Below are 12,539 nucleotides of genomic sequence, written 5' to 3' on the forward strand. Positions count from 1 at the left end.
CACACGGGTGGTTGTGATTTTCTCATTATAAAGACACTCCGCGAGGAGAGATACCCTGATTCGATCTTCCAACCAAAAACGAGTATGCAATGGAGAGTACCATGAGCACGGTCGTTGTTCGTTACATAGTCGACGATGTCGATGCGGCGGTCGACTTCTATACTGACCATCTGAAGTTCGAGGTGCAGATGCGCCCAGCACCGGGATTCGCGGCGCTCGAACGCGGCAGGCTTCGCCTGTTGCTGAATGCCCCCGGTGTTGGAGGAAGCGGTCAGGCCATGCCTGACGGAACCCTCCCCGAGCCCGGGGGGTGGAACCGCTTCCAAATCGAGGTCGAGGATTTGGCCGCCACTGTCGAGCGATTGAAAGACCAGGAAGCCAGCTTCCGGAACGAAATTGTAGCCGGGAAGGGTGGCAAGCAGATCTTGCTCGAAGATCCAGCCGGCAACGTGGTCGAACTCTTCGAACCACCGGTGGAATCGTAGGGATCGATAGATGATTCACAAACACGGATTCAGCGAGCTGAGGGCCGCCGGATGAGCCACGAGTCGGCGCTTCCCCACCCCCGACTCGCCCAGGCGACGCTGTTGCTCGCCAGCATGCTGACCATCATGGCGGGGGCGACGATTGCCCCAGCGTTACCCGCCATTCAGCGGGAGTTTACGACTGCACCGAACGCAGTGGTCCTCGTCGGGCTCGTGCTCACCATGCATGGACTGTTCATCGCGGTCGGAGCGCCCGTCATCGGTGCACTCGCCGACCGATACGGCCGTCGGTGGTTGTTGCTCGTCTCAACAATGGTCTACGCGCTCGCCGGTGGCTCGGGGTTCGTTCTCGATTCGCTGATGGCTATTCTCGCCGGCCGAGCTGTGCTAGGGTTGGCTGTCGCAGGTGTGATGGTGACGGTGACCGCACTGATTACCGACTACTACGAAGATAACCGCTGCGAGACGGTCCTCGGGAGACAGGCCGCTTTCACGTCGTTTGGTGGCGTCATGTTGTTACCGCTCGCGGGTGTGCTTGCCGATATCGACTGGCGGGTTCCCTTCCTCGTCTACACGGTCGCGTTGCTCCTCTTACCGGCAATGGCGTTCGCGTTGCCGGAGCCTGACCGTAGAGAACCAACCGGAGACCGCCCGACGAGCATCGACGAGCTCCGCTGCACACTCGCTCGCTTCCCGCTCGGGTCGCTCGCGCTCATCTTCGCGCTCGGACTCGTCGGCCAGCTCATCTTCTACATGACCCCCGTGCAACTTCCGTTCTATCTCGAATCGCAAACAGGAGCGAGCGCGACACTGGTCGGTGCTGCACTGGCAACGATGACATTCAGCGGCGGGGTCGTGTCCCTGTTCTACGGGCGCATTCGACGCTCTGTAGGCGTGATCGCACTTGTCGCGCTCACGTTTTCCTTCATGAGCGTCGGATACGTCGTCATCGGGATCAGTGAGACATTGCTCGGTATCCTCGCCGGATTGGCTCTTACAGGGGCTGGCATCGGATTTCTCTTGCCAAATCTCAATACGTGGATCGCGGCGGTCACTCCAGAAGCCGTTCGCGGCCGGGCACTTAGCGGGTTGACGAGCGCGATTTTCATCGGGCAGTTCCTCTCGCCGATCGTGACACGTCCGGTGAGCGAGACCGTCGGGCTTGGTGCGACGTTTCTCGGTGTCGGTGTGGTGTTGGCGGGTGGGGCAGTAGCGTTCGCTCTCGCAACGGTGTACGTTACGCCACCGACCGAGTCCGAACCCGAGGTTGAACCAAACCCTGCCGACCGACCAACCCAATGAAGTGATGGTGGTGCTCCTGTGATACTGGTGTACCTTCAGGAGATATCTCGTCGTCTATTTTCAAGAGAATTGTTGCATACCTCGTTCGTGTATCTGTCTGTTGATTTCTGTAGTCCTCATCAGTTCGTCGCTCAGGTAATTTAGTGGAGTGGCTTCCCGTCATGTGTTTGCCTCCTCGATCAAATCCTACAAGAGGAATAATGGCCCCTTATTTAAGTGAGCCGAATATCTCCGGCGGCGAATCCATGCTCCATTGGTTCTCGTTTATTGGTAGAACTAAACGATCTATGACGAAACAGACCATCCAATTTGACACAGGGCTGTTCGGCAGCGTCGGAACTGACCTCCGCTACTTCGCTATAAATGCGACGGTGGGGAGGGATAGATACGCTTCAATCGATGTTTCGGTAACGCACTTTCAAAAGAGCATGGGCATGGGAGACTGATCATGGGAGACGCAATACCTTCTGCAAGAAGTACCGAGAGACAAGAGCCCATTTCTCTATCCCGACTGTGGTGGGTCGGGCCTATAGTAATCGCCACGTCAGTGGTCGCTAACATTGCAATACGTGAGTTCTCGTTGGTGATATTCAATATCTCACCTTCATTCCATCATTTGATGTGGGGACACCTCATTACGGTCACTATTATCGCTGTCAGTGTGGCTGTCCTCACCTTTGTGGTGGTAGCTCGGTATAGTCAAAATCCCATCTCCCTTTACCGTCAGATAGCCGTTGTAGCCCTCACCCTCTCGATAATTCCAGATGTTGCAATGTTGTACGGGAGTGGGCCGGGACACACCCCTGCCGCGATCATCACCTTGATCAGTATTCACATAGTTGACGCCGCAATATGCGTTATATTACTTTCTATATTAACTAGTATAAATATTAATATTTTCTTAGATAAGTTAGTAACTATGTGAATCAAATGCTGAAACAGCCTATCCTCCGAAACTGTGGCCAGGTACATTCTCGGAGAATGATTTTAATGCGTGCCTCTCTTTCCCAACCCGCCAGAGCGAACCAACCGCTCAGTGGAGTGCTTATTGACCACGTCCGACAATAGAACCACCTACTGTCAATCCAGTTCCACTGATGAGGAGATGCCCCTTAATTTCTTCTGAAACAATCCGAATATTTACGGATGCGTAGCCGAGAAGCGATTGCTGGATGCCCAAGAGTATCTCTCTAATCCCGTTATACGCGTTCAAGTTATCTTTTTCTTTGGCTTAGCTGCCTGATATGCGACACCGGCACCTGCTCCGAGGACGAGTCCTGCACCAGTCATTCCAGCGGCTGCGCCGATTGCCATGCCTAACCCTGCCCCAATTGCTATCCACTCGATATCGTTGTCAGATTCCTCGTCAGTGTCGCTCTTCGCCATACAACTACTATGTTGATACGGACGATAACCATGGTGATTCCTCTTACCTTATTCTTTCAATATCCACTTGTTCTATGGTTCTCTACGCCGCAAATATGACATGCATCAAATCCACCCTCTGAGATTGTGGTACGATTTCGCTCACCACAAAAGTTGAAATCAGTACTCTCAATGTATAGGATCTCAACATTCTCTACTCGTTTAATCAGGTTCCGACAAAACAGCTATCACATGAACTCTGTGTATCACTCGATCGTTACGCGATCTGGAGATGGCAGCTCACGAAGCTCTGGATTCACAAGCACATACAAAGCCAATGAGATGGCTGCGACCCCGAGTGCAGCCATCGCAGCTTGTGGGCTGACCCAGCCAGCGAAGATTCCCCCAGCTAGCGAACCAATCGGAATCATGGATGCTGACGCCGAACCGTAAATACTACTCACTCGTCCAACCTTCTCTGCTGGCGGTGCGGCTTGAAACACTGTGGTTACATACACGGAAACAATCCCGATAGGGATGTTAGTCAGGGCAAAGAGCAAGGCCGTCAAAGGGAGCCAATTAGCGAGGAGTGCACAGCTCCAAAGTACTCCCGCAATGGTGTATCCAACGATCATGCTCCATCCCAATGGACGTGTCGCAACGAAATTTGAGGCGAGCGCCCCGACAAAGCCGCCGGCTGCGATTGATCCCATGAGGATCCCATACGTGCCAGCTGCACCAATCTGACTCAACACTCCAGGAACGACAAGAGAGTCAGCGTACGCAGGCGTCGCTGCCAGCATCATCCCAACAGAAAAGTTGGCAACTACTGCCCCGGCAAGTAACAGCACAAGGGGTGTGCCACGAAGAACGGCCACTCCTTCGCGCATACGCGTCAGGTAGGAGTCGGAGTCTTCGGCTCTCGTGTGTGAACCGTCACCGTCTGTAACAATGGAATTACCGCTGTCCTTAGCTTGCCGCTCGTCATCTGGCAACGTCGAGAATTCTTCGGACTCGTTGTCATCCGGTACCGTATTTGTAGATGGAATCGAGACAGTTGCAAACACGATTGCAGCGACCCCGAACGTAATGGCGTCAAGTACAAACAATGCAATTGCACTGAAAAGACCGATAAGGACACCACCAACCCCATTCGCTACCATGTCGAACCCCTGGTAGGCGACCGAGAACGCTGAATTGGCTGCGACCAGTTCTTCTTTTTCGAGGATACGTGGGAGTGCGGTACTCTGCGCCGGATACACTAATTGGTTGAGTGCCGAAAGGACTGGCATTACGAGGAGCACTAACTCAACGGTAAGGAATCCGAAAACATGGGCTATCGGAATCACTGAGACGACAACCGCCTGAATAAGTTGTGTGCCGACGAGCGTTCGTCGAATCGACCACCGATCAACCAGTGGTCCTGCGAGAAATTGAAACACCTGCGGGATCATTGTTACGAATCCCGCGATACCCGTGTAGACAGGATCGTTGGTCAAACTGTAAACGAGCCACATCGCGGCGACAAGGTAGAAGCTGTCGCCAACATTGGTTATTACACGGCCTATAAACAATCGACGAAACGTTCGATTCTGAAAGGCACCACGCATATCCTGATCAATCACACGGTGAGGCCATAAATATAATTAGAATGATATTTCTGTTACGAGTTGTACAGAAGTTTTGTTCTATATTCCATTTGGCAACTCAATCGAGTTTGATCTCACGAAGAGAATCAACATAATAGCGTCAAGTGGTTTCCACCACATCACGGCGATAAGAACGGCAAGTCTGTTTGACGACCAGCGGAGCCGATTCTTCAATACGTGTGGAGAGATTCCGTGCTGAGAATACCGTTTTGGTCGGTAGATGACTCGAACAGCGTCAAGTTATGTGTCAATATCGATGATGTCGAACGTTTCGTCAACGACAACGCTAAGGATGGAGTCCTCAACTCGGAACGTTACATTCAATTGGAGTGGACTTTGGCTTTCGATATTTACTCTGACGGGACTGAGTTCAGATAACTCCCAGATAAAACGTTCCTGAACAATAATTTCATTCTCGCAATAAAAACTGGCAACGAGAGGATCAGTGAGCAGGAGTGCATGGTTTAACGCGACTTGCGACTGGGTACCACACTGTTGGCAATCAAATAGAATTACTGGATCGAGAGGTCGTCTACTCGGGTTTTCAGACTCATTCTCTGATGATCGATCTCCATCCATCGTATCAAAAAGTTCTACAGTTGGCTTCATCTGCCCATTACAGAACGGGCAGAAGCCATTGATGACCTGTTGGACTTTCGTCCGGAAATATTGACTCACAGCTTCCGGAATCTCATCCCGGTCGTACCCGGTAAATACAGCAGGTGGAATGGGTGCCTCCCAACCGGATGGACATGATGAACAGGAATCACACCCGATGCGGACAGTTTCATTTTCATACCGTAACGTTAGAGGTTCGCCACTATTTTGACACAAGTGATTCAACACGATCGGATCGAGAGTCTCGTGCGCCGTGTACATCCCCGACGCAATGGCCCCGTTCACGTGCTTGCCCGCTTGTGTCAGCCGATATCCGCCATCGGTCTTGATGACGAATTGTCCTATGAGCTTGTCAAGGTGGTAGTTGAATTGACCTGGGTCGCGCATTCCGACGGCCCGACGTAACTCGGAAAACGGTACTGTTTGAACATCGGATTTCCAGAGTACCTGCAGGATCCTGAGGCGTGTCTCGTCGGAGAGAGCAGCAAACGCCTCCTCAGGCTCGATCTGTTGGACGAACTGGTCACTCATGTCTCTTTCTTAGAGACGTTTTGCCATAGGCATACCGGGAATTGCGTGATGCACAGTCTCGGCACTCACCGATACATGAGTCTCCGAAACTGTGATATTCTAGGGAGAGACAAATGTTGATGTTGGCTCTCTTAATGCATACTATTCCCCTCAATAGTCGTTGACAGCCAGAATCCAGTGATGTTGCGACACTAAACCACTATAATGTAGTTCGCGTTAACTCAGCTCTGAGAGATCGAGCGTGTCTATTGTCTAGTCGTTGTGCTGGGAAGTGGGTAGAGAATTCCGTACCAGAGCCTGTAAAGCACCGTTCCAATCGCGCTACCACACGATCTTCCTGGCCTCGGTGTTACATACAGGCCGTATAGCTAACAGAATGACGAAGTCCCCACCGTCACTACCGGCTGCCGGTCATTCGGAAGGGAGTGAATTTGAATCGAGGGGGCCATTGATAATGTATCGCATGACGCCTGGCGAATTCTTCGCCGAAAATCAGCTCGATTGGGTAGTGTTCCGGTCTATCAGACCATCTCGACCACGTATGAGTCGATAGACTTGATGTTTGCGTCCTTCATGTGCCCCTCGAATTTGAACACTTCACAAAATGCGTGGGTGTCTCCATTGTCGGGGGTTATGACACCGTTCACAGCTGCCATATCACCGTGGAGAATGATGTTTTCGACCGTTATCTCGGAAATCCCATCGTAGAAGAGATTCGTCGAGTCATCGACAGTAGCTGCGAACTGTCGGTATCCCTCCGCCTGCATCTCGGTGTGACGGTCCAGGAGCAAAGTTTTGGTAAGGTGCGTCCGAAGCTGCTTCAAGACGGGTAATCCGTGGAGCCAGTCGTCTTCGGTTTCTAATTCGACTATCGACACATCGGCCATGCCAGACCGAGATATAGCTGACCGGACAATAAACATGCTACTGAGCTCGGCCGAACAAGGTTCGAACCACACTACTATCCAATATTTGCACGACGACGACTAACATCGAGTATGAATTGCAGATTTGGCTCGGGTCATCTCAGCCACCATACGTTAACACGGATGGGGAGACAATGAAGCAGTCGCGTGTCATCGTCCTGTTCGTCTTTTTGGTAACGGTCTGGGGCGCGGGCTTCGTGGCGGTGAAAGCCGGGCTCTCGACCATACCACCAGTGCTCTATGCGGTTTTCCGCTTCGGGATCGGCGCGGTGATCATGCTCGGATACACAGTGTTTCTTACCGATTATCAGTATCCGGTCGGCCGTCGCGACTGGCTGGCTGTCAGCGCAAACGGGTTATTCATGTTCACGATCTACCCGATCGCGCTCTTCCTGGGCCAGCAGTACGTTTCCGGTGCGATTGCCGCCGTAGTATCCGCGTTGATTCCGTTGCTTACCCCGGGATTGACGCTTGCGTTGCTACCGAGTGAGCGCTTGCGGGCACGCGACCTCTTCGGCGTCACCCTCGGATTCGTCGGCGCAGTCCTCGTCGTCCACCCGTCGCCATCGAATCTCTTCGGGGCGCGGACGTACGGACTCGCGCTACTCGTACTGTCAGCCCTCATGTTCGCGCTGGGCGGTATCGTCGTCAAGCGTATCCAGGCACCGCTTCCGAGCGAAACCCTCGTGGCGTGGTCGATGGGAATCGGCGTTCTTCCGCTTATCGCTGTCAGTGCCGTCCGGGGCGAGCGGTCAATTGCCTCAATCCAGTGGACTGGTGAAGCGATCTTCGCAACGCTGTTTCTCGGCGTCATCGTGACCGGCGTGGGATACTTTGTCTACTTCGAGCTGCTCGATCACCTCAGTCCGCTGGAAGTCAACGTCGGCGGGTATCTCATGCCGGTGACCGCGGCGATCACCGGGTGGCTCTGGCTAGACGAAATAATCACCTTAGTCACGATGGTTGGATTCCTCGTGATCTTCATCGGCTTCTATCTGATGAAGGCGGACGAGTTGAAACGTGAGATTGCGAAGATTCGAACGGCAGACATCGAGCCTGTGACTGATGATTGATGCTCGCCAGCGTGAACGACCGAGACCACCCACTCCCCCTGACGAGCACGGTACTGCTCGAATCACGTGCAACTATAATTCGATGCAAGACGTATTGGCTACCCAATGACGCGAAATGAATGGACCGGCGTGTGGGAAGTACTCGGGTGCGAGTGGACCTTTCCCATCTTACGTCACTTGGAGAACGATGGCTTACATTTTAATGAACTAAAACGGCAACTCGAAGACGCACCGCCGAGTACCGTCTCGCTCCGACTACAGCAGCTGGAGGAAGAAGATCTCATCATTCGGACGGTCGAGCGAACATCGCCGAAGCTAGTCCGATATGAACTCACCGACCGCGGGAACGAATTACGCCGGATTCTCGCTGAACTCGCTACGGTCTGAACATCAGCACTCTCCTTTTTCCTATAAACCGTTCAGAGAAGGACGGCAATTACAGCTGCTCGATTTGGTCGATGATTTCGACGACGCGCCGCCCGCGTGACGTGAGCGCGTAAATCACGTGCGGCGGTGCCCCATCTTCAATCGTTCTCGTGATGAGCTGTTCTGCTTCCAGTTCAGAGAGTCGGTCTGACAGCGTATTCGACGGGGCACTGCCGATCGCGCGTTTCAAATCGTTAAACCGGAGGTCGCTCTCACTGAGTGCGACAAGCGCAGAAAGTGCCCACTTCGACCGGAAAAGCTCCATCACGCGGGTTTCTTCGACAACCTCTCCGTCTTCCTTTTCCATGAAGGAACGTATTCGAGCCTCGGTTAAACAGATTTCCACACTTGATTCCGAGAGTCATTGCTCCGCTTTGGTCGGATAGGCCCGAGATATAATGCTGGGTACTGTCCAGAGAAACCGTCCTGGCAAGTATTCAGCCTCGAACTATGACAGTCTCTACTACGTTCAAACGACACTACTGCCGAGTTTATCACAAAACGGCTCGTAGCGTACATATGAGCGCTTATTTCGGCCAGACAGAGCCAGACGGGCCTGATGAAGCATCGAACCCGTAATTACCGACACATATTACCGACACATTTTCGTCGAAGTCGGAACCTCCGGCGAGTGAGCGCACAGGTCGGGAGCGTTAACGAGGCGTCAATCGAGCTTCTGGAATCACTTGGGTTTGAACATGAGGGAACTCTGCGGGAGGCCACGTGGTTTCAGGGTGAATATCATGATATGCTTTGGTACGGACTCTTACGCGAAAATTGACGGACAATGGATCGAAGGTGACCTCCGGAATACAACAATTTCGTGACTTAACGCCCTCCAAACAGAACTCAATTGGTGGTATTACCATATCTCAGATAAGACGTGAATGTACAACAGGTGTTGTCCTACAACAGCTATTGTTAATAAAATTGACAAGTATTATCTCCTCTCCTCACCTACCAACTCTTGCAATGGCTTGGGAACATCGCCGAAATTTCTCGAACGAAGAACAAGAAAACCAAGAACCACGCGCTGGCACTAAGTGGTGGTTCATTGCCGGTGTTGCCTCTGCAGCAGGCACCGGATAAGCACACATACCAGCGCACTAAGGCACACTGGAAAGAGCAGCTTAAAGACAGGAACGTTGCAACCGCTCCTGTAGATACACTCGACAATTCAGATTTAGCTACGTACCTCGTACAGACCGATTATGGAAACCGGTGAACTCATTTCAGTACTAAAAGACGCTGGGTTGTCCCCTTATCAGGCCAGGGCCTACGTTACACTACTTGAACTCGGAGCAGCGTCGGCGAGCGAGATAGCGACCGCAAGTGGTGTTCCAGGACCACGTATCTATGATGTCCTCCGTGACCTGGAAGATGACGGGTACGTCGTCACGTACGAACAAGACCAGTTATACGCCCGTGCACCCGATCCGGCAGATGCGCTCGGAAGCCTCAGAAATCGTGTCGGGCGCTTCGAATCTGGCATTGAGGAGATCGAATCTCGCTGGCAGCAGCCGGAGACTCATGATCATGAAATCACCATCGTCCGGCGATTCACGACGATCTTCGAGCAAACTAGACGAGATATTCGTGATGCCGAACATCATGTTCTCATGTCGTTGACTCCCGTTCAGTTTCAGAAACTCCGACCGACGCTTCGCGAGGCGTACGAACGTGGTGTCTATACCAGTGTCGTGATCCATCCACGGCCGGATGAAGAATTTTCGCTTGACACGGAGGATTTCGAAGGAATATGCACGGAGGCACGCCGGACGGTCTCCTGCTGGGGAAAGCCTTTCGCCGCCCTAATCGACCACCAGAAAGTCGGCTTCGCCTTGTACATCGGTTCAGCCGACGAGTACGGTATCCTTGTTGACGATCCGCTCCATGAATTCGTGTTCTGGTTCTATCTTGCGGGTTTAGCGGAAATCGCTGAGCCGTTACACCAGGATTCGACGCAACTGCCGATTGTTTTCGGAGAAATACGCGACTGCATTCGAATGGTTGAACCACTATTACGCGATGATGCAACTGTGATTGCTCAAATTCACGGTCGGTGGACTCACACGAAACGCGCGTGTGAGTTTTCAGGACAACTCATTGACATCCAATATGCTGGCGAACCAGCCACTGATGGACCGGCATCCGTATTTCATTTGATCGGGCAGGCTACGCTTGTCATTGAGACGGATGATGAACACTATACGATTGGCGGTCATGGTGCAACTCTCGAAGATATTGAGGTAGACCGAGTCATCATTGAGGACATTACATTTCTCAATTGAGCTAATATTTATCAGACTGTTTTAATATCCATCATCTGGTTGTATCTGTGTTGAATTATAGCAAACTGAACCTAAAACTTACTATCATCTCAATCTGACGCGCCGTCAATCTCTTGGTTTAGATCGAATTGACAGGTGAGTACGAGCAGTCACCGATTGTAACGGCAATATACGCTAGAATCGCTTAACTAGACAGTGCCGAACCAGTAATGAGATCGGCTGTAATTAATATAAAATAGTACGAACTTTTCGGAGAAAGAGGCCATACAGGTGTGCTCCAGTCCCTATCACAACGAGGACCCCAGCAAAGGCGAGGAATATGAGCGACGTTGGGGAGTCAGTACTGGGTGGGAAGACAAAATGATAGCCGAGTAAATACACGAAGAGACCACTAACTGGCCCTAATGCGAGGAAAATTGCCGTTTTGATGTCTTGACCGTCTAACGATGCGTAGAAGGAACTTACTCCGACGACGAGAAGGACACCAGCCATGACAAAGGCGGGGAGTTCTCCAAGTGACTGACCAGTGGTTTCATACAAGAATCGATCAGTTCCGAACGTTAGCAGTGTTATCACTCCCAAAATCGCAGAGAAGATACGATAGCCAATTCGAGGAGGGTTCCCTGTCTTATGGAGGGGATTTAGGGCGTCCATATGCCGAAGATGATATCTTATTGACTATATGTCTTAGGGTGGTTCAGGCTGAATTCTCAAAAGTGGGCTCGGTCAGAAGTTGCGACTGGCGATTCGAGCTTCTATACATTCAGGGCCTCACCAATGGTGGAATAACGGGAGTTGGAATGTAGCTGGCCTTGCTATTAAAACAGATGACAACAAAATGGCTCAAGATTCACCGATATCAGTGGCAGAAAGCTGGACGGACTATGAAACTTGTGGGGTGTTCTTAGAGGTAGGACCAGATTGGGTTCAGAATGCAGAAGTGACCTGTGCTTCGGTCACCATCGTTTGGCCCGAACTCGACCTACTCAGTCACGACTCTAGAATGGTACTCTGGAACACCACCTACTGGAAGTCCAGTTACTCGAAAGAGAGCTCCGGCACCGTCACCCTCTTTTGATCGGCAACCACCTTCCCCAAGTGCGGTTGTCACATAAAGATCTTTGAAGTCTGGGCCGCCGAAGACGACGCTTGACACTTTGCGAGCCGGAAATTCAATTTCGTCGATGGAGTTCCCATTTTGGTCGTACCGTACGGCGACGCCACCATTCCACCGTGCTGACCATACACAACCGTCGGCGTCAACAGTCATTCCGTCGGGAATACCGTTATCCGCCGGTGTTTGGACGAACGTTCGACGAGAGGAAAGTTCTCCGCTTTCACGGGAATAGTCGAACATATAAATACGCCGGGCGTTCGATTCAGTGAAATAAAATGTTTTTTCGTCGGCGGTAAACCCCATGCCATTGGCGATATTGATGTCCGAAAGGACGGTTGTCACAGATCCGTTTCTGTCGAGTCTATAGAGTGAACCAAGATGGTTCTCGGTCGGCATTGACCCGCAGAATACCCGTCCCTCGGGCGTGGCAATAACATCGTTGAATCGGCCATTTGCTTCCCTGTCGATGCCATCAACGACGACAGTCGTCCTAGACGTCGCCGGTTCCCATTTAGTTATGTGACCACCAGCCCCGAAGAGCAATAGTGCCCCATCCTCTTCGATAGTGAATCCTCCAATGGCGGACGCGTCAGGCGTCTCGTAGGCGAGTTCGTTTGAATCTGTTTTGGGATCATAGCAATAGAGTTTCCCCGGCGGAATATCGAGCCAGTAGAGCCGTTTCTCGTCTGGATGCCACAGCGGATTTTCGCCGGTTTCGGCGTGCACGTCTGCGACACGTTCAATTCGTACCATGGG

At 52.0% G+C, this 12,539-nt stretch carries 15 protein-coding genes; 8 read left to right on the plus strand and 7 right to left on the minus strand.

What is annotated here, in order from left to right:
• The first annotated feature begins 89 nt into the window (after positions 1-89).
• From LIX15_RS31020 to LIX15_RS31035, 4 genes are all read left to right on the plus strand, one after another.
• Entirely contained in the window at positions 90-485 is a 396-nt protein-coding gene (locus LIX15_RS31020) for a VOC family protein (protein WP_227779253.1), read from the plus strand.
• A gap of 51 nt (positions 486-536) precedes the next feature.
• Positions 537-1,787, plus strand: coding sequence for an MFS transporter (locus tag LIX15_RS31025; RefSeq protein WP_227779254.1), 1,251 nt, complete (start codon positions 537-539; stop codon positions 1,785-1,787).
• 287 nt (positions 1,788-2,074) lie between these two features.
• Entirely contained in the window at positions 2,075-2,233 is a 159-nt protein-coding gene (locus LIX15_RS31030) for a hypothetical protein (RefSeq protein WP_227779255.1), read from the plus strand.
• A 2-nt stretch (positions 2,234-2,235) separates the two neighbouring features.
• Positions 2,236-2,712, plus strand: coding sequence for a DUF6069 family protein (locus LIX15_RS31035; RefSeq protein ID WP_227779256.1), 477 nt, complete (start codon positions 2,236-2,238; stop codon positions 2,710-2,712).
• A 284-nt stretch (positions 2,713-2,996) separates the two neighbouring features.
• Here the strand turns inward: LIX15_RS31035 and LIX15_RS31040 are convergent, their stop codons facing one another.
• The 5 genes from LIX15_RS31040 to LIX15_RS31055 all read right to left on the minus strand — a co-directional run bounded on the left by LIX15_RS31040 (position 2,997) and on the right by LIX15_RS31055 (position 6,837).
• Entirely contained in the window at positions 2,997-3,173 is a 177-nt protein-coding gene (locus tag LIX15_RS31040) for a hypothetical protein (RefSeq protein ID WP_227779257.1), read from the minus strand.
• 245 nt (positions 3,174-3,418) lie between these two features.
• Positions 3,419-4,777, minus strand: a complete 1,359-nt coding sequence (locus LIX15_RS31045) for an MFS transporter (RefSeq protein ID WP_227779258.1) — start codon at positions 4,775-4,777, stop codon at positions 3,419-3,421.
• 264 nt (positions 4,778-5,041) lie between these two features.
• Positions 5,042-5,950, minus strand: a complete 909-nt coding sequence (locus tag LIX15_RS31050) for a winged helix-turn-helix domain-containing protein (protein ID WP_227779259.1) — start codon at positions 5,948-5,950, stop codon at positions 5,042-5,044.
• 245 nt (positions 5,951-6,195) lie between these two features.
• Positions 6,196-6,309 (minus strand): DUF8097 family protein, encoded by a 114-nt coding sequence (locus LIX15_RS34145; protein WP_486327149.1) that lies wholly within the window; start codon positions 6,307-6,309, stop codon positions 6,196-6,198.
• 162 nt (positions 6,310-6,471) lie between these two features.
• Positions 6,472-6,837 (minus strand): hypothetical protein, encoded by a 366-nt coding sequence (locus tag LIX15_RS31055; RefSeq protein WP_227779260.1) that lies wholly within the window; start codon positions 6,835-6,837, stop codon positions 6,472-6,474.
• Between the two features lie 173 nt (positions 6,838-7,010).
• Here LIX15_RS31055 and LIX15_RS31060 point away from each other — a divergent pair, with 173 nt between their 5' ends.
• Both LIX15_RS31060 and LIX15_RS31065 read left to right on the plus strand, forming a co-directional pair.
• A complete protein-coding gene (locus tag LIX15_RS31060; RefSeq protein WP_227779261.1) occupies positions 7,011-7,949 on the plus strand; it encodes a DMT family transporter in 939 nt (312 codons plus the stop codon).
• A 105-nt stretch (positions 7,950-8,054) separates the two neighbouring features.
• Entirely contained in the window at positions 8,055-8,336 is a 282-nt protein-coding gene (locus tag LIX15_RS31065) for a winged helix-turn-helix transcriptional regulator (protein ID WP_227779262.1), read from the plus strand.
• A 49-nt stretch (positions 8,337-8,385) separates the two neighbouring features.
• On the opposite strand, the gene LIX15_RS31070 is transcribed toward LIX15_RS31065, so the two are convergent.
• The gene (locus tag LIX15_RS31070; RefSeq protein WP_227779263.1) at positions 8,386-8,682 is read right to left on the minus strand and encodes a winged helix-turn-helix transcriptional regulator; all 297 of its coding nucleotides are present in this window, start codon (positions 8,680-8,682) and stop codon (positions 8,386-8,388) included.
• Between the two features lie 252 nt (positions 8,683-8,934).
• On the opposite strand from LIX15_RS31070, the gene LIX15_RS31075 reads away from it, so the two are divergent.
• Entirely contained in the window at positions 8,935-9,156 is a 222-nt protein-coding gene (locus tag LIX15_RS31075) for a GNAT family N-acetyltransferase (protein ID WP_265338474.1), read from the plus strand.
• Positions 9,157-9,586: 430 nt separating this feature from the next.
• On the plus strand, positions 9,587-10,666 hold the full coding sequence (locus LIX15_RS31080; RefSeq protein ID WP_227779264.1) for a TrmB family transcriptional regulator: 1,080 nt from the start codon (positions 9,587-9,589) through the stop codon (positions 10,664-10,666).
• A gap of 982 nt (positions 10,667-11,648) precedes the next feature.
• Here the strand turns inward: LIX15_RS31080 and LIX15_RS31085 are convergent.
• Positions 11,649-12,536 (minus strand): SMP-30/gluconolactonase/LRE family protein, encoded by an 888-nt coding sequence (locus LIX15_RS31085; protein WP_227779265.1) that lies wholly within the window; start codon positions 12,534-12,536, stop codon positions 11,649-11,651.
• Positions 12,537-12,539 lie beyond the last annotated feature (3 nt).

It is taken from the genome of Haladaptatus pallidirubidus, from assembly GCF_020700235.1.
GTDB lineage: Archaea > Halobacteriota > Halobacteria > Halobacteriales > Haladaptataceae > Haladaptatus > Haladaptatus pallidirubidus.